We start from the raw sequence: 18,092 nt of genomic DNA on the forward strand, positions 1-18,092 counted from the left end.
ACGGTTACCAGCTGTAACGCACCTTGCCATAGACGTAAGCGCCGTTGTAACCGAAGGGCGAGAATGTCGAGTAAGGCAGGGTGCCGTTATTGGTGTTGTTGGCAATGTTGCGGTCGGGATATGTATCCAGCGCATCGTCCGCACCTACCGTAAAGGTCCAGTTGTTCAGTCGATAATTCACCGCCAGATCGAGCAGCCACTTTGGCGAAAAGGTCTGGTCGACGACACCGGTGGCCACGTTGTAACTGGCCAGGTTGCTGACATAACTCGTGTAACTGCCATAACGGGTCAGGGTGGCGGTTACGCCCCAGTTTCCGACGTTGTATAGCTCGCTGATTATCAGCTTGCTGCGCGGCGTCGAATTGGCCAGATAACCCTCAATGTCCTGACGGTTCAGGCGAACGAAGTTGACGCCCAGGTTTTCCAGTACCGCCGGATTGGCTTTGACCTGGGTAACCTTGTTCTGGTTGTAGTTGGCGCTGAGTGTGGTCGAGAGCGTTCCCGCACTGCCCAGGTCGGACAGGTAGGTACCGACAAAATCGACACCGCGCGTGCGCGTGTCGGCCGCGTTGGTAAAGTAGTTGACGCTGCTGTAGTTGAGGTTGCTGATCCCGTTGGCCGCCAGATAGCTCACTACCGACGGCGCCGTGGTCGAGATAGCACCGGACAGGGCAATGCGGTTCTGGATATCGATCTGGTAGATATCTGCGCTGAGCGTCAGCGCATCGGTGGGGTTCCAGACTGCACCGAAGGTGAAGTTTTCGGATTTCTCCGGCTTCAGTGGCTGCGAGCCGAGCAGTCGCGCAATCTGACTGTCCACCGGCACCAGGCCTGAGTTATAGATACCGGCTGGCAGCCCGGCCGAATTACCGGTGGCATAGAACAGCGATGATATCTGCGAGAAGTATTGCTGCCCCAGCGATGGCGCCCGGAAACCGGTCGAAGCGCTGGCCCGCAGGGCAAAGCGGTCGGTGAAATCAAAGCGCCCTGCCAGCGAGCCGGACGTCGTGTTGCCAAAATCGTTGTAGTGCTCGTGCCGCACGGCGGCCGAGACCGCCAGGCGGTCGGTCAGATTGGTTTCCAGATCGAGATATTCGGCAACATCCTGCCGTGACGCGTCAACAGCGTTGGCTGGCTGCCAGCCGGCAAAACCCTGCGCGCCGCCGGACACGCCGGATGTGCCTACATACCAGGATGGCAGGGAGCCGGCATCGATGCTGTAGGTCTGACGAAGGTATTCGGCGCCGAAGGCCACCGTCACCGGGTTGGGCAACCAGCTTGGCGAAAGGTCCTTGGCGATATCGAGGTCGACCGCTTCCTGGGCGGCGGTCAGAATGCCGTCGTCGAATGTCGTCGGCGTGCTGCCGAAGTCGTGCAGATAGGCGTAGTTGAGGCTGTTTTGGGTTTCATAGGAAACCCGGTTGCGACCAAAGTTGCCGCTCAGATCCCAGCGCCAGCCATCGACCGTGCCGCGCAGCCCGGTAACCAGAGACTGGTCGGTGGAATCGGCATGCTCCAGTGGCAGAAAGCCGTTGGGGTATATCTCGCCGACCAAGGCGTTGTTGGGCTTGGGCGCATTCGTTCCATAACGGAAAAACGCCGGTGAGGTGGTTTCACGGCGACCGAAATGGCCAAACGCATAGAACTGCACATCCGGGGTGATGTCGTACTGGGTATTCAGCAACAGGTTGGTGTCGTGCACCGCCGGGTCGCCCTGCCGGTAGTTCACACCCAGCACCGTATAGCCTGCACGGGTGTCCGGTGCGGCGCGGTTGGTGTAGTCCTCGTTGCCGTTCTGCACGGTCAGGCGCAGCCAGCCTTTGTCATCGCTGAGCGGTATGCCGAAGTCGGCCGAACCCTGCCACTGTCGGCCATCGCCAGCAGAATACTGGCCGCCGCTGACCTCGACGTCGCCGCCCTTGGCGCCCTTTTTCAGGATGATGTTGATCACGCCGGCAATGGCATCGGAGCCGTACTGGGCCGACGCGCCGTCGCGCAGCACTTCGATGTGATCGATTGCCGATAGAGGAATGGTGTTGAGATCCACCGATTGCGAACCCCGGCCAATGACACCGTTGTTCAGCAGAATCGCCCCCGAGTGCCAGCGCTTGCCGTTTACCAGTACCAGCACCTGGTCCGGCGAGAGGCCGCGCAACTGCGCTGGCCGCTGGCTATCAGCCGTATCCGCTGCCGCAGGTCGTGGAAAGTTCAGCGAGGGGATGATGCGCGCCAGTGCTGTGGGCAGATCGTTGGTGCCTGTCTGTTGAAGCACTTTCGCGGACACGACATCGATCGGTGTGAGAGAACTGCTTTCAGTGCGACTGTCCGAACGTGTGCCGGTGACGATAACCGCGCTGAGATCCTTGGTCTTGGCTGGAGACGGGGGCGTGGAATCCTGTGCTAACGCAGCGTTTGAAAGCGCCAGCGCAATGGCAGCGGGCAGATAGGCCGAAAAAAAAATGTTGCGACGCTTGCTGATCATTACTTCCCCTGAACTAACGGATTTATAACTGAAGAAATTTCAGGTTAGCGACAACTTAATAAATCGTCAATAGACGTATAGACGTCTATATTTCCAAATGTATATAAGCACAATACGTTAAGTTATGGCGTGCGTTATCACTCCAGCTCAGTCGAGTGTGTAGCCGACAGTATCCGAGCAAAGGCACAGGGGGTCAGTTGAACAGGCTTTGCATGCGAAACGATGGCGCGCGTCATTGGCGAAAATGCTTGTGCTGATCAATATCCGGGGATGGAGGGTTTGAGTGGTGGTCCGCAAGCCCTGACGCGGCACAACGATTGCCAGATATGCAAATCGCGGCTGCTACCACCGATAAGGCAAAAAAATCCCGGCATCACAGCCGGGATTTTTTCTTGACCATCTGTGAAACTCAGAAGCGGTAAGTCACCTTGCCGTACCAGTAGCGGCCATTGAAACCGAACGGTGATAGAGCGGAGTACTGCAGGCCGGAGCCATAGTCGTATTCGTTGTTCGCCGCCACCTTGGTCGGGTACTGGTTGGTGACATTGTCAGCGCCAACGGTAAAGGTCCACGCATCCAGGTTATAGCTGGCAGCCAGATCGAGCAGCCAGCGTGCCGAGAAGAACTGATCCTCGTCACCGTTGGCATCGTCACCGCGACGAATGATCGAGCCATAGCGGGTGAGATTGGCGTGCAGGTCGAAATTCTGAATGTTCCAGTCGCCGTAGAGCACGTATTTGGTGCGCGGCGTGGATGAGGTCAGCAGGCCCTGACTGGCACGACCAAAGTTGGGGTTGGTCACGTCCAGCACGTCAGTCTTGTTGTAGTTGCCGCTTACCCCCAGGTTCAATTTCCCCCAATCGCTGAGATCGACGCGCTGGTTCAGTATCAGGTCGACGCCGCGAGTCCTGGTGGTGCCACCGTTGACGAAGAACTGGGCGCCGCTGACTTCACCATTTGCGACGGTCGGGGTGACATCCAGTTGGTCGCTGTAGAGGATCTGGTCATAGATTCTGACCTGATAAGCGTCCAGCGTCGCGCTGAAATCATTGGTCGGTTGCCATACGGCACCGAAGCCGTAGTTGGTGGACTTCTCCGGTGTCAGTGGCTTGGCTCCCAGTGCGATGGCTGTGGGGCTGGATGTACGGAAGGTACCGATTTGCTGGAGTACGCCATCCTGAAGCAAGGTCACCACAGATTCGTAGTTTTGCTGAGCCAGCGAAGGCGCGCGGAAACCGTTGGACGCTGTGCCACGCAAAGCAAAGGTGTCGGTCAGCTGATAACGCAACGACAGCTTGCCCGAGCGGGTCGAGCCGGAATCGCTGTAGTCCTCGTAGCGTGCCGCCACGCCGGCGGACAGCTTGCTGGTGAGGTCAGTTTCCAGATCCACATAGGCTGCTTCACTATGGCGTTGGAAATTGCCGGCGACTTCAGGACTGAGGCCCGGGTAGACCTGTGAACCGCCGGGGGCAACGTCGCCGCTTATCGGGTCGATGGTATTGGAATTGAAATAGTACGAGTTCGGATCACCTGCGCCGATGTCGTAGTAATCCTTGCGATATTCGCCGCCAAACGCCACGGTTACAGGGTTAGGCAAAAAGGCAGGCGAATATTCCTTGCTCAAATCGACGTTCGCGACATCCTGTTTGGTGGTGAAGTTGCCTGCGTTGAAATAGGTGGGGCTGAATCCGGTGCCTGTGGCGGCAAGCGTGCTGTAGTACTCGTTGATGTTGAGGCTGTTCGCAATGTCGAACACCATGTGGTTATAGCCAAAATCAGCAGAGGCATCCCAATGCCATCCGCTGTCGGTGGTGCCCTTGACGCCGACAACCGCGGAAGCGTCATTCACATGATTGACGATCTGTGGGAGAAAACCGTTCGGGTAGATCGCCGTGGCGTTGCGGTAGTTGTCGCTGGCTCGGTAGTAACCGTTCGAGGTGACATCGCGGCGACTCAGGTCGAGGTAGCCGTAAAGTTCGATATTGGGTGTCAGGTCATAGCCGAAATTCAGTACTGTCTGATACGTCTTTACCGCCGGATCGCCATAGCGTTCATACGGCACGCCCTGTGCATTCGCATTGTCCGGAGTAAGCGTGGTTGCGATGTCGGTATTCTGCGCGCGGTTGGTGTTCATGACGTCGGAATAGTTCCACGACAGACGTGCCCAACCCGGTGCGCTGCCTTGTGGTCCGCTCAGCGGAATGCCGACCGAGCCGGACAAGCCATTCTGTGCGCCGTCGCCCTTGTCCATGACGCCGCCACTGGCGGTAATTTCGTTTGAGCCCGGAGCGCTGCCGTGTTTCAGCACGATATTGACAACGCCAGCGATGGCATCGGAGCCGTATTGCGCCGCAGCGCCATCCCGCAAGACTTCGATATGGTCGATGGCGGAAATGGGGATGGAGTTGAAATCGACCGGCGCCGAACCCCGGCCAATCGATTCGTTGTAATTGACCAGACTGGTTGTGTGATAACGCTTGCCGTCAACCAGCACGAGTACATCATCCGGTGACAGGCCGCGCAGGGTCAGTGGGCGGACCGCATCGTTACCGTCATTGATCGCCGGGCGAGGGAAATTGAGCGACGGTAACAATGTGTTCAAGGCACTGGCGATATCAGTGGCGCCACTGGCGGTAATGTCGGCTGGCGTCAGCACATCAATGGGCGAAAGCGATTCGGCTACGGTGCGATTCGTCGAGCGGGTACCCGTAACCACCACCTGCTGCAACTGCTTAGTGTCTTTGGTGGGTGCCGGAGTGCTGCTGTCCGGTGTTGTGTTGGTCGAAGTGTCTTGTGCGAACAGTGTTGCGCTGAACAGGCTCATGCCAAGTAGTGGAATGAGTGCACTGGCCAATCGATTGCGACGAAATCTTGCCATGTTGAAACTCTCCCCAAATTCACTAGTTAGTGATGCGGTCCCCTCGCCGCTGCGCACCAAATTGGTGGTGCTGTATCGACCGTAAGTGAAATTGATGCGTTGCGCAACAAATAATTCACACAACTTCACATTTTTTGAAATAGATAACATTTAGCAAATAAAAACAAATGCTTACATTTGAAACAATAGTTGGGTCGATCACGGCTGCCATGCTGTGACGCAGCAATCTGGCGCGCGGCGTTCCGGCGCCGGAGGTAAGGTGGCCGCAGTGGGTGGGCTTGCGCGGCAAGAAATTGCTAAATCCTTTTGCGAAAATCAGCCGGAAATTTTGACTAAATGGACGTCTAGACGTCCATTGGAAGAGTTGGACTTGGATCGGCGTGTCCGAAATATTGGCATTTACGGGTGTGGAGGATGTCGGTAACCGGGAGGTGGGCGTTTCTCGCATGGAATGCGGTTTACTGATGGTGACGTTGAAATCCACTCGAACGGGCCGATAATGGTGTGTTGCCGGCCTAGTGTTGGCTGGACAGTACGGAGTTTGAATGCCTATTTACGAGTTCGAGTGCGCCAGCTGCGGTCATCGTTTTGACCGCTTGCAGAAGCTGTCCGACGAAGATCCCACGATTTGCCCTGGTTGCGATGCGCCACAGCTCAGGCGCCGGGTGAGTGCACCCTCGTTCCGGTTGGCCGGAAGCGGCTGGTATGAGACCGACTTCAAGAAAGACGGCGATAAAAAGCGCAACCTTGCTGAAAGCAGCAGCGATAACAGCGGGACCAAGTCCGAATCCTCCGAAAAGGCCGCGGTTACCCCTGCGGCACCCGCGCCTGCGGCAGCAGCGCCCGCGCCCGCGCCATCGGGGTCGTCCGGCGGCGGGGATTGAGGCAGCTCGTAGCGACCAGCGTTCTTGGCCAGGCGCTGCAGTGGTAAGATTCCGGGTCTTTTCCACCTGATTCAGCCGTTCTGCGGCCCGGAGTTTCAAGCGCATGCGCACGCACTATTGCGGCTTCATCAATGAGTCGTTGATTGACCAGACGGTCACGCTTTGTGGCTGGGTCAACAAGGTTCGATTGCAAGCTCACGTGGCCTTTGTCGATTTGCGCGACCACGAGGGTCTGGCCCAGGTGGTGATTGAGCGCGACAACGCAGCCGCCTTTGCTGTGGCCGGTGAGATCGGCAACGAATACTGCCTGCGCGTCACCGGCACGCTGCGCCAGCGCGTATCGGTCAACGACAAGCTGAAAACCGGTACGGTCGAACTGCTGGCCGAAACGGTGGAAGTGCTGAACGCTGCGAAAGATCTGCCGTTCGCCATGCATGAAAATCCGAACGAGGAGATGCGTCTGACGTATCGCTACCTCGATCTGCGTCGCCCCGAGATGCAGCAGATGATGCGCAAGCGCATCAAGTTGGTGCAGGCGCTGCGTCGTTACCTGGACGAGCGTGGATTCCAGGATGTCGAGACGCCGATCCTGACCAAGGCGACGCCGGAGGGAGCGCGCGATTATCTGGTGCCCAGCCGCGTGCATCCGGGTCAGTTTTATGCGCTGCCGCAATCGCCGCAGCTGTTCAAGCAGATCCTGATGATGGCCGGTTTCGATCGCTACTATCAGATCGCCCGCTGCTTTCGCGATGAAGATTTGCGCGCCGATCGCCAGCCCGAATTCACCCAGCTCGACCTGGAGTTCGCCTTCGTTGAGGAGAAGGACGTACAGGATTTCGTGGAGGAACTCATTCGCCACGTATTCCGGGAAGTGCAGGGCGTCGAGCTGGATGCCGCCTTCCCGCGCATGACCTGGGCCGAGGCGATGCGTCGATTCGGCTCGGACAAGCCCGACCTGCGCATTGCACTCGAACTGATTGATATCGCCGATGCGGTGAAGCATGTCGAATTCAAGGTCTTTGCCGAGCCGGCCAACGATGCCGGCGGTCGTGTCGTTGCGCTGCGGGTCCCGGGTGGCAGTACGCTGACCCGCAAGGAAATCGATCAACTCAGCGAGTACGTGACCCGTTACGGTGCAAAGGGTCTGGCTTGGCTGCGCATCGACGATCTGGCGAAGGGGCGCGAAGGCATCAATTCGCCGGTGGCGAAATTTCTCGACGACACAGCGCTGGCGAATGTGCTCAAGGCGACCGGCGCGCAGAGCGGCGACATGCTGTTCTTCGGCGCCGGCAACTGGAAGACGGTTACCGACTTCATGGGTGCACTGCGGCTGAAAGTGGCCAAGGATCGCGGCCTCGTCGAAGACAGCTGGAAGCCGCTGTGGGTCACCGATTTTCCAATGTTCGAATACGACGACGAGGCGCAGCGTTACGTGGCCCTGCATCACCCGTTCACCGCACCGAAGGTTGATGACATCGGCGACCTGCGCGCCAATGCCGCGACCGCTGTGAGTCGCGGCTACGACATGGTGCTCAATGGCAACGAGATCGGCGGCGGATCGATCCGTATCCATCGCCCGGAGATGCAAAGTGCCGTGTTCGAGCTGCTTGGCATAGGCGCGGCAGAGGCCGAGATGAAGTTCGGCTTCCTGCTGAAGGCACTGAAATTCGGTGCGCCACCGCACGGTGGTCTGGCTTTTGGTATCGACCGCATTGCCGCGCTGATGGTCGGTACCGAGTCGATTCGTGACGTCATCGCGTTCCCCAAGACCACCAGTGCGCAGGATCTGATGACGGATGCGCCGTCGATGGTCAGCGACGCGCAGCTGAAAGAATTGCATGTGCGTGTGGCGGCAGACCCGATAAGCTGAACCCGTTGGGCTCATTAGCAATGGGCTGCTACTAGCGCTTTGTACCCAGGATAGTGCCGCGCGTTGACATTTAATCGTGTTGTCGCGAGGCACAATTCAGTCTCATACCGCAGGCGTGCTCTGCTTGCGGTTATCTTTTACGTATGCCCACCGAACCCCTGTCCCATGACCGAACATGTCATCCTGTTGCACGGCCTGTGGATGCGCGGTTTCGCGTTGGCCATGTTGCATCGACGCATGATCGAGCAGGGCTTTCGCGTCCATCGCTTCGACTATATGAGCGTCGCCAATTCACAGGAGCGCATTCTTGCCCGTCTGCACAAGCGCATGCAGTTGCTGGCCGAGGATTCCGTGTCGGTGCATCTGGTCGGTCACAGCTTGGGCGGACTGCTGGCCTTGCAGGTCTGTCATGAAGAGGGAGAGCTGCCGGCGGGCCGCATCGTGTGTCTTGGTTCACCGCTGATGGGCAGTGCGGCGGCGCGTGGCTTTGCGCGCTGGGGCCGCGGCAGCGAGGTGTTGCTGGGACATAATCGCGAGCTGCTGGAAAAAGGCTTTGGCCAATGGAGCGGTCCACGCGAGGTTGGCATGATTGCCGGCCGCTCGCCGATCGGGCTGGGAGCCGTATTGGCCAGTATCGAAGGCGAGCATGACGGTACCGTGGCGGTGGAAGAAACCCGCTTGCCCGGTCTGGCTGATCACTGCGTGGTCGATACCAGTCATACTGGGCTGTTGTTTTCGCCCGATGTGGCACTCCATACCGGGCGATTTCTGCGCCAAGGCTCATTTGCGATGGGGGCGGGAGCGCCATCGAAAATCGGTTCGGCGCCACCGAGTTCCGTCTCATCCGGTTGAACCATTCATTCGGGCCATCGCGAGTTTTGCAGCCTCGCGGCCCGAGTGCGGTAAAATCACCGGCTTGTCCATTCGCGCAGTGCAGGAATCGTCATGGGTAGAGGTCCGTCCATCGAAGGTCGCAAGAGCGTCGAAGACGCCAAGCGCGCCAAGGTGTTTACCAAGTTGATCCGCGAGATCACCGTTGCCACCCGCGCCGGTGTGGCCGATCCGGCTGCCAACCCACGCCTGCGCACGGCGATCGACAAGGCGCTGTCGGCCAATATGACCCGCGACACCATTGATCGTGCGGTAAAGCGTGGATCCGGTGCCGATGGTGGCGCCGAAATGCACGAGATGCGCTACGAGGGCTATGGCCCGGCCGGTATCGCTTTCATCATCGATTGCGTGACCGACAACCCGGTGCGCACGGTAGCCGACGTACGTCATGCGCTGACCAAGCACGGCGGCAACCTGGGCACCAGTGGTTCGGTGGCATTCCAGTTCCAGCGCTGCGGCGAACTGGTATTCGAGACCGCCGGCGATGAGGCACTGGAAGAAAAAATTCTTGAAGCCGCGCTCGACGCGGGTGCTGACGATGTGGTGAATGAGGCGGGTGAAAGCAATGTCCTCTGCACTCCAGACAGTCTTGAGGCGGTGCAGCGGGCATTGCTTGCCGCAGGCCTAAAACCCGCACGTGCTGAAGTGGTGATGCGGCCAGCCAATCGCACGGCGGTACCCGCCGAAGCTCAGGAAACCCTGCTGGACCTGATCGATTGGCTCGAAGAGCTGGACGATGTGCATGACGTTTATCACAACGCCCTGCTGCCTGCCGAGGTTCATCCGTAAGCGCTGCCGGCGGGTTTCCCGCCGCCGCATCCGGCTGCCCATCATGACGTTTTGCCTGTCTCCGTGAGTCGAGCTTCATGACGCGTATCATCGGCATCGATCCGGGCAGCCAGCGCACCGGCGTCGGTATCATCGATGTGGATGATTCGGGCAAGCTCAGCCATGTTTTTCATGGTGCGCTGGCGGTGACCGGCGAGGCGACTTTCCCACTGCGGCTCAAACGCATCTTTGACGAACTCTGTGACATCATCGCCACGCATCAACCGGCGGAATGCGGGATCGAACGCGTATTCATGGCACGTAATCCGGATTCGGCGCTGAAGCTGGGGCAGGCGCGCGGTGCGGCGATTTGTGCGGTGGTGAGTCGCGGTATTGAAGTGCACGAATACGCAGCAACGGAAGTAAAGAAGTCCGTGGTGGGCAGCGGTCGAAGCGACAAGACTCAGGTGCAGCACATGATCGGTATTCTGCTGGGAATCAAGGGGCCGTTGCAGGCGGATGCGGCCGATGCCTTGGCAATCGCGGTGACACACGCCCACACGCGGGCGAGCCTGGCTCGTGTCGGCATTCCACGTACAGCCTGGAGACGCCGTCGATGAAATCGATTGATTCGCACGTGTCGACCAAGGTCGCCGAGATACCAGGACGATGATTGGTCGTCTTCGGGGAATCCTGTTGTCCAAGCAGCCGCCATGGCTGCTGATTGAAGTTGGCGGCATTGGCTACGAGTTGGAAGCGCCGATGTCGACCATCTACGACTTGCCGGCCACCGGCAAGGAAGTGATTCTGCTCACGCATTACGCGGTCAAGGAAGATAGTGTTGCGCTGTACGGTTTCATGCATGAGTCCGAGCGTGCGTTGTTCCGCAGCCTGCAGAAGGTCAGTGGTATCGGCGCAAAAATTGCGCTGGCGGTGTTGTCAGGGGTGTCGACCGATCATTTTGCGCGGCTGGTGCAAACCGGTGACGTGGTGGCGTTGACCAAGATTCCCGGGATCGGCAAAAAAACCGCTGAACGCATCGTGGTGGAACTGCGCGATCGCGTCGATGGGCTTGCCAGCTCGCCGGGCACCCGCGTCAACGGTGCCGAGATGCCGCTGGATGCGGCTGGCGAGGCCACCGTGGCATTGCAACAACTGGGTTACAAGCCGGCCGAAGTGACACGGCTGGTGCAGAAAGTTGCCGCCGATGGCGACAGCGCCGAAGCCATTATTCGCAAGGCGCTGCGCGCCGCGTTGGGAGGTTGATTCCGTGAGTCAGACAACTGTGCAGGGTGATGCAGCGACGACAGATATGCGCCGTCGGCTCGCGGTGCTGGCGCTGGGTGCGATCGGCGTGGTTTACGGCGACATCGGCACCAGCCCGCTATACACGTTGCAAGTCACGCTGACCCATGACGGCATGAAGCCGACGCCGGAAAGCATCTTCGGCGTGCTGTCGCTGATTTTCTGGGCACAGATTCTGGTGGTATCGCTGAAATACGTCGTGTTCATCATGCGCGCCGACAACAAGGGCGAGGGCGGCATCATGGCGCTGATGGCACTGGCCCAACGCAGCGTGCGCGACCAGCCAAACCTGCGCTGGGTGCTGGCAATTCTGGGCATCTTCGGCGCGTCGCTTTTCTACGGGGACGGTGTGATTACGCCGGCGATTTCGGTGCTGTCCGCGGTGGAGGGCGTAAAGGTCGTCGCACCGCACATGTCCAGCTGGGTAGTGCCGATTACATTGGTCATCCTTCTGGTCCTTTTTGCCATCCAGCGCCGCGGTACTGAACATGTAGGGCGCTTGTTCGGGCCGATCATGGTGGTGTGGTTTGTCGTGATCGCGCTGCTCGGCGTGCACATGATCATGCACAACCCGCACGTGCTGCAGGCCTTGAACCCCTGGTACGGGATCCGGTTTTTCCAACTGCACGGCTTTCAGGGCTTTATTGCCCTGGGTGGCGTGGTGCTGGCGCTTACCGGCGCCGAGGCGCTGTATGCGGACATGGGGCATTTCGGGAAAAAGCCTATCCGGCTTGCCTGGTTCAGCTTTGTGTTGCCGGCACTGGTGCTGAATTACTTCGGTCAGGGCGCGCTGCTGCTGAGCGATCCTTCGGCAATCGACAGTCCGTTCTTCCGGCTGGCACCGGACGTGCTGAAGATTCCGATGATTGCGCTGGCTTGCGTGGCCACGGTGATCGCATCGCAGGCGGTGATCTCCGGTGCCTATTCGATGACGCGCGAGGCGATGTCATTGGGCTATTCGCCACGCATGGCGGTGGTGCATACCTCGAACGAAATGTCTGGCCAGGTGTTCGTGCCATGGGTCAATTATTTCCTGCTGATCATGGTGATGCTGGCGGTGCTGGGCTTTCGCTCGTCCGACAATCTCAGCGCGGCGTACGGCATTGCGGTGACCGGTACCATGGCGATCACCTCGATGCTGGCGTTGGTCGTAGCGCGTTACCAGTGGCGCTGGAACCTGGCTGCGGTGATTGGTGTGGGTGTGCTGTTCCTGCTGATCGACCTGTCCTTCTTCAGTGCCAACCTGATCAAGATCGAGTACGGCGGCTGGTTCCCGCTGGCCCTGGGTGTAGTGGTTTTCGCGATGATGACGACTTGGCGTCGTGGTCGCGAGCTGGTGTTGCGCGAGATCAAGCAGTCCGGCCTTGCGCTCAAACCCTTCATCGAAAATATCGGCCAGCATCCACCGCTGCGTGTGCCGGGCACGGCGGTTTTCCTCACGGGTAACCAGCATTCGGTGCCGCATGCGCTGTTGCACAACCTCAAGCACAACAAGGTCTTGCACGAGCGCAACGTGCTGCTGACGGTGGAGATGCTCGAGACGCCGGTTGCCGAGAAGTCAGAGCGTATCAACCTGATTCCCTTGGGCGACGAGTTCTACGGGCTGGAGCTGCATTTCGGCTTTGCGGAATATCCGAATATTCCACAGGCGCTGATGGACTGCGGCCGAGAAGGCCTGATGTTCGACATGATGGACACCACGTTTTTCCTGTCGCGCGAAAACATTGTCGCCGATCGGCGGCGTCCTGGCATGGCGTTGTGGCGCGACAAGCTGTTCGTGTTCATGGCGCGCAACGCACTCCCAGCGACCGCGTTTTTCCAGATTCCCGGCAACCGGCTCATCGAGCTCGGTGCGCAGGTAGAGATCTGATTGCGGTCGAGGACGCGCTCGTGGTTTCAGGCAGCCGTATGGTCGGGATTCCCTGTTTCCGACCTGCCATAATTCACGCATGACCGAAACACGCATCATCACCGCTGCCGCGCAGCTGGATGACGAGGCCCTCGAGGCCACCATCCGTCCTCGTCGACTCGCCGAATATCTCGGCCAGCAAGCAGTGCGCGAGCAGCTGTCGATTTATATCGAAGCGGCCAGAAAACGCGGTGGTGCACTGGATCATGTGCTGATCTTCGGGCCGCCGGGCTTGGGCAAGACCACGCTCAGCCACGTCATTGCCAATGAGCTGGGCGTTAACGTGCGCTCTACTTCGGGTCCCGTGCTGGAGCGCGCTGGTGATCTCGCCGCGCTGCTGACCAACCTCGAAGCGAATGATGTGCTCTTCGTCGACGAGATCCACCGCCTGTCGCCGGTGGTCGAGGAAGTGCTGTATCCGGCGATGGAAGATTTCCAGATCGACATCATGATTGGCGAGGGTCCTGCGGCGCGCTCGATCAAACTTGACCTGCCGCCGTTCACCTTGATCGGGGCAACTACCCGCGCCGGCATGCTTACCGCTCCCCTGCGTGATCGCTTCGGCATCGTGCAGCGGCTGGAGTTTTACTCGACCGAGGAACTCACCGCGATCGTGCGGCGTGCGGCGCGTATCCTGGGTATCGTGTGTGCGCCGGAAGGCGCCACCGAAATCGCGCGCCGCTCCCGCGGTACGCCTCGTATCGCCAACCGCCTGCTGCGCCGCGTACGTGATTACGCCGAAGTGCGTGCCGAAGGGGAGATCACACTGGCTGCGGCGAAAGCCGCGCTGGACATGTTGAAGATCGATCCGGAAGGTTTCGACGAGCTGGATCGGCGCCTGCTCAGCCTGATCGTGGAGAACTTCGACGGCGGTCCGGTCGGCGTCGAGTCGCTGGCTGCCGCGCTCAGTGAGGATCGCGGCACGCTGGAAGACGTGGTCGAACCCTACCTGATCCAGCAGGGTTACCTCATCCGTACGGCGCGTGGTCGTATGGTCAGTGCCAAGGGTTGGCGCCACCTGGGGCTGACGCCGCCAGCGCGCCAGGCCGTAGCGGCCGACCTGTTTCCGGGTGAGCCTGATGTCTGACGAGCCAGCAGTATCGTTACCTTTCAGCTGGACCATCCGGGTGTATTGGGAAGACACAGACGCCGGCGGTGTGGTGTATCACGCCAGCTATCTGCGGTTTCTGGAGCGTGCCCGCAGCGAGTGGTTGCGCGGGCTTGGTATCGACCAGGTGGCGCTCAAGCAGACGACCGGGCTGGCCTTCATGGTCCGCGATATGCAGATCGATTTTCTCAAGCCTGCCCTGCTGGATGATGAACTGTCGGTAACAGTTGAAGTCAAAGAGCAGCGTGCAGCCAGTATCCTGTTCGCGCAGGCGGTTACGCGAACAGACGGCAGTTGCCTGATTCGGGCGAAGGTTCGCGTGGCTTGTGTCGACCTTGGACGCATGCGGCCGGCGCTCATTCCGTCGGATCTTTTTGCTGCCGATTCGCTTTAGTGAAATTCGATCTACCCGATTTGATCCATTGGATCTGTTTAGAAAATCCTTTTACAGAGTGACGCCGTGCTAGCCCGTTCGAAGCAGCTGCCTTGAGCGGGTGATCGAAAAAACGGTGTGCCACAAGACAACCTGATCTATCCCAACCAAGCCGACCGGCGGAGAACCCTCAAGCAATGAACGGTGGACTGAATATTTTTTCGCTGATCTCCGATTCCAGCATTCCCGTAAAACTGGTGTTGCTGGTGCTGGTGGTGTTTTCCTTCATGTCGTGGGTGATCATCATCCGCAAGCATTCGCAGACCAAAGCAGCGATGGAAAATGCCGAGGCGTTCGAGGAGCGTTTCTGGTCCGGTGGCGACCTGGCCCAGCTGTTCCGTGAGGTAAGCAATCGCGGCGGTGCAGGCGGCATCGAGAACATCTTCGAATCGGGCTTTCGCGAATTCGCACGCCAGCGCCAGCGCAAGACACACGATGTACGCAGTGTGGTCGAAAGCTCCGAGCGTGCCATGCGCGTCACCGGCACCCGCGAGATCGGCCTGCTGGAGCGCAATCTGGAATTTCTCGCCAACGTCGGTTCGATCAGCCCTTACGTGGGCCTGTTCGGTACGGTGTGGGGCATCATGGGCGCGTTCCAGGGCCTGGGTGAAATGAAGGACGTGACCATCGCCGTGGTCGCGCCGCATATCTCCGAAGCACTGATCGCTACGGCCATGGGCTTGTTCGCCGCCATCCCGGCGCAATGGGCGTACAACCGTTTCGCGACCAAGGTCGAGCGAGTGGCCTCGCATTACGAGGTGTTCCAGGAAGAATTCTCCTCGGTGCTGCAGCGGCAGATCCAGACCGACGACGTGGCCTGAGCGGAGCAGTATCCATGGCCATTTCCCAGCGTCGCAAACGCTACAAGCTCAAGTCCGAGATCAACGTCGTCCCGTATATCGACGTGATGCTGGTGCTGCTCATCATTTTCATGGTCACCACGCCGATGATGAAAAGCCTGGGCGTGCCGGTGCAGCTGCCACAGAGCAGTGCCAAATCACTGAAGGACATCAAAGATCCCGTGGTGGTGTCGATCGAACAGGACGGACAGATCTCTCTCAAGGTCGGCGACGGTAAAGCCGAGCCGGTGAGCGTTGATGAATTCACCCAAAAAATCACTGCGTTCCAGCAGGCCGATCCCGATCTGCAGGTGATACTCGCAGGTGACAAGAATGCGGTTTACGGCAAGGTATACGTGATCCTGCCGATCCTCCAGCAAGCTGGGGTGACCAAGATCGGACTGCTGAGTCAGCCGGGGTCGGGCGGGACGAATGGACGAAAGTAAGGGCACGCCGAAGGCGGTCATACTTTCCGCCATCCTGCACGTCGGTATCGTGGCGTTTTTGTTCCTCGCGACTCTGCCGTGCTCGAGCTTCGAAAACTTTATCAACGCGCTGGGCCTGCCTGCGTGGATGAACCCGATTACCTGTACGCCGCCGCTGAATTTGCAGGGGCAGGTGATCCAGGCCGTGTTTATCGGTCCGACCGGCAGCCCACCGCCCAAAACCGTGAAGACCAAGCCGGTTCCCGATGCCGTGCCGCCGCCGCCCACCACGCCGCCTCCGCCGCCGACGCCGCCCAAGCCTGACGAGCCGAAGATCAAGACCTTGCCGCCGCCGCCGGAGCATCCGGACGTGGTGGATCAAGAAAAAGTGGTCGAGGATGCGCTGCAAAAGGCTGACGACGCGAAAAAGCTGCAAGAGGAAAAAGAGCAACAGCGCCAGTCGGAGATCGACGCGCAAGCAGTGAAGAAAAAGCAGGAGGAACAAAAGAAGGTTGATGAGCTGTTCCGCAAGATGGACGCGGCAGCCAACCAGACCAAAAGTCTCAGCAAACAGGCCGAGCAGCAGAAGCAGGATTTGGCCAATGCCAGTGACCAAAGCCAGCCTGACCTGCCCAAGGCAGATCAGCTGCAGAGTGGCAATAACAGCGACCACACCGATCTCAGTAGTGCCTACGCTGCCGCCATTCAGAATGCGGTCACGCCAAATTGGCTGCGGCCGGATAACATCACGGCCGCCCCATGTGAAGTAAATATTGTTCAGTCACCTGGCGGTGACGTTCTTTCTGCAAATGTTGATCCGAGTTGCCCATACGATGATGCCGGCCGACGTTCGGTCGAAAACGCGGTGCTGCGAACCAAGACACTACCCTACAAAGGTTTTGAAAAAGTGTTCCAGCGCAACCTAACCTTCACCTTCAGGCCGTAATCATCACGCCATGCAAAAACTCACTCAAACCCTAGTTTTAGTACTCGCAGTGTTGTTGGCCTTGATCGCCCTTCCGGCGAGTGCGCAGTCATCGCTCAATATTCAGATCGTCAAAGGGACTCTTTCGTCGACACCAATCACGGTCGTGCCTTTCGCCCTGCAGGGTGGCTCACAGCCCCCGACCGATGTGGCCGATGTCATCCACAACGATTTCAACCGTTCCGGCAAGTTCCGCGCACTGGACAAGTCCAGCATCGTCGAGCTGCCGTCGCAGGGCTCGGACATCAAGTTCGACACCTGGCGTCTGCTCAAGCAGGACTACATCGTGGTCGGCCGCATCAAGGATGCTGGCAACGGCATGGTGCAGGTGGAGTACGAGCTATGGGACGTGAACAAGCAACAGAGCCTGCTCTCACAGGCCATGCAGCCAGCGCCGGTCGGTGATTTGCGCAATGTGGCGCACCAGATCGCTGACGCCATCTACCAGAAGATCACCGGTGTGCGCGGGGCTTTCTGGACGCGTATTGCCTACATCACCGCGGTCGGTCTCGGTAACAACACGACGTATTCGCTGCTGGTCGCTGATTCGGATGGCTTCAATCCGCAAGTGGTTGCCCGCTCCAAGGAATCGCTGCTTTCGCCAGCATGGTCGCCGGACGGCAAGAAAATTGCTTACGTGTCGTTCGAAAGTGGCAATTCAAACATCTATGTGCAGGACATCACGACGGGCTCGCGTCAGCTGGTAGAGTCGCACCCCAAGGGCATCAACGGTGCACCGGCCTGGTCGCCGGATGGCAGCAGGCTGGCTGTGGCGCTGTCGTTCTCGGGCAATTTGAATATCTATGTGCTGAACATGGCCAGCCGCCAGGAAACCCGTGTCACCTCGGACAACCTCTCCATCAACACCCAGCCGGTCTGGTCGCCGGATGGTCAGAGCATCTACTTCACCTCGGATCGCTCCGGTCGGCCGCAGATCTACCAGACATCGGCCAGCGGCGGCGGCGCCACGCGCATCAGCTTTCAGGGCCAGAACAACCAGAACGTTGCAGTAGGCTACGACGGCAAGCAGATCGCGATGGTGCAGGGCAACGGGAACGTGTATCGTATTGCCATCATGGACCAGAGTCTGGGTGGCCAAGTGCGGTTCGTATCGCCAGGTCCCTATGACGAGTCCCCGAGCTTTGCACCGAATGCCAGCATGTTGTTGTACGCCGCTACCGATGGCACTCGCGGCGTGCTGTATTCGGTATCAGCCGATGGCAACGTTCGTCAGCGGCTGGTGTTGTCAGACGGCGATGTGCGTGAGCCCTCCTGGGGCCCGTACCGCGAGCGCTGATCTTTGAATGATGCCGGG

General features: G+C 59.1%; 16 protein-coding genes. 13 read left to right on the forward strand and 3 right to left on the reverse strand.

Annotation, left to right across the window (positions count from 1 at the left end):
* Positions 1–4: 4 nt before the first annotated feature.
* The 3 genes from HDE79_RS04705 to HDE79_RS04715 form a co-directional block, all read right to left on the reverse strand.
* The gene (locus tag HDE79_RS04705; protein WP_184600726.1) at positions 5–2,482 is read right to left on the reverse strand and encodes a TonB-dependent receptor; all 2,478 of its coding nucleotides are present in this window, start codon (positions 2,480–2,482) and stop codon (positions 5–7) included.
* A 409-nt stretch (positions 2,483–2,891) separates the two neighbouring features.
* Positions 2,892–5,360, reverse strand: coding sequence for a TonB-dependent receptor (locus tag HDE79_RS04710; protein ID WP_184600727.1), 2,469 nt, complete (start codon positions 5,358–5,360; stop codon positions 2,892–2,894).
* Between the two features lie 115 nt (positions 5,361–5,475).
* A complete protein-coding gene (locus HDE79_RS04715; RefSeq protein WP_184600728.1) occupies positions 5,476–5,844 on the reverse strand; it encodes a hypothetical protein in 369 nt (122 codons plus the stop codon).
* 61 nt (positions 5,845–5,905) lie between these two features.
* Between HDE79_RS04715 and HDE79_RS04720 the strand changes: the two genes are divergently transcribed.
* The 13 genes from HDE79_RS04720 (at position 5,906) to tolB (ending at position 18,074) form a co-directional block, all read left to right on the forward strand.
* A complete protein-coding gene (locus HDE79_RS04720) occupies positions 5,906–6,244 on the forward strand; it encodes a zinc ribbon domain-containing protein (RefSeq protein WP_184600729.1) in 339 nt (112 codons plus the stop codon).
* 103 nt (positions 6,245–6,347) lie between these two features.
* Positions 6,348–8,114 (forward strand): aspartate--tRNA ligase, encoded by a 1,767-nt coding sequence (aspS, locus tag HDE79_RS04725; RefSeq protein ID WP_184600730.1) that lies wholly within the window; start codon positions 6,348–6,350, stop codon positions 8,112–8,114.
* Positions 8,115–8,279: 165 nt separating this feature from the next.
* Positions 8,280–8,966, forward strand: a complete 687-nt coding sequence (locus HDE79_RS04730) for an alpha/beta fold hydrolase (protein ID WP_184600731.1) — start codon at positions 8,280–8,282, stop codon at positions 8,964–8,966.
* Positions 8,967–9,059: 93 nt separating this feature from the next.
* Positions 9,060–9,794 carry a YebC/PmpR family DNA-binding transcriptional regulator gene (locus HDE79_RS04735; protein WP_184600732.1) on the forward strand — a complete coding sequence of 245 codons (735 nt, stop codon included), beginning with the start codon at positions 9,060–9,062 and terminating at the stop codon, positions 9,792–9,794.
* A 77-nt stretch (positions 9,795–9,871) separates the two neighbouring features.
* Positions 9,872–10,393: a crossover junction endodeoxyribonuclease RuvC gene (ruvC, locus tag HDE79_RS04740; RefSeq protein WP_184600733.1), complete on the forward strand. Its 522-nt coding sequence runs from the start codon at positions 9,872–9,874 to the stop codon at positions 10,391–10,393.
* 49 nt (positions 10,394–10,442) lie between these two features.
* The gene (ruvA, locus tag HDE79_RS04745) at positions 10,443–11,039 is read left to right on the forward strand and encodes a Holliday junction branch migration protein RuvA (RefSeq protein ID WP_184600734.1); all 597 of its coding nucleotides are present in this window, start codon (positions 10,443–10,445) and stop codon (positions 11,037–11,039) included.
* Positions 11,040–11,085: 46 nt separating this feature from the next.
* Positions 11,086–12,948 (forward strand): potassium transporter Kup, encoded by a 1,863-nt coding sequence (locus tag HDE79_RS04750; RefSeq protein ID WP_184601115.1) that lies wholly within the window; start codon positions 11,086–11,088, stop codon positions 12,946–12,948.
* Between the two features lie 79 nt (positions 12,949–13,027).
* Complete coding sequence (gene ruvB / locus HDE79_RS04755) at positions 13,028–14,074, forward strand: Holliday junction branch migration DNA helicase RuvB (RefSeq protein ID WP_184600735.1); 1,047 nt, start codon at positions 13,028–13,030, stop codon at positions 14,072–14,074.
* Positions 14,067–14,489 carry a tol-pal system-associated acyl-CoA thioesterase gene (gene ybgC / locus HDE79_RS04760; protein ID WP_184600736.1) on the forward strand — a complete coding sequence of 141 codons (423 nt, stop codon included), beginning with the start codon at positions 14,067–14,069 and terminating at the stop codon, positions 14,487–14,489. Before ruvB ends, ybgC begins: the two co-directional genes overlap by 8 nt.
* Before the next feature lie 176 nt (positions 14,490–14,665).
* The gene (gene tolQ, locus HDE79_RS04765; protein ID WP_184600737.1) at positions 14,666–15,349 is read left to right on the forward strand and encodes a protein TolQ; all 684 of its coding nucleotides are present in this window, start codon (positions 14,666–14,668) and stop codon (positions 15,347–15,349) included.
* Positions 15,350–15,363: 14 nt separating this feature from the next.
* Positions 15,364–15,813 (forward strand): protein TolR, encoded by a 450-nt coding sequence (tolR, locus tag HDE79_RS04770; RefSeq protein WP_184600738.1) that lies wholly within the window; start codon positions 15,364–15,366, stop codon positions 15,811–15,813.
* Positions 15,800–16,738 carry a cell envelope integrity protein TolA gene (locus tag HDE79_RS04775; RefSeq protein ID WP_184600739.1) on the forward strand — a complete coding sequence of 313 codons (939 nt, stop codon included), beginning with the start codon at positions 15,800–15,802 and terminating at the stop codon, positions 16,736–16,738. The genes tolR and HDE79_RS04775 overlap by 14 nt, the downstream gene beginning before the upstream one ends.
* 10 nt (positions 16,739–16,748) lie before the next feature.
* Positions 16,749–18,074: a Tol-Pal system beta propeller repeat protein TolB gene (gene tolB / locus HDE79_RS04780; RefSeq protein WP_184600740.1), complete on the forward strand. Its 1,326-nt coding sequence runs from the start codon at positions 16,749–16,751 to the stop codon at positions 18,072–18,074.
* Positions 18,075–18,092 lie beyond the last annotated feature (18 nt).

The sequence above is a fragment of the Rhodanobacter sp. MP1X3 genome, from assembly GCF_014207165.1.
Taxonomy (GTDB): Bacteria; Pseudomonadota; Gammaproteobacteria; order Xanthomonadales; family Rhodanobacteraceae; genus Rhodanobacter.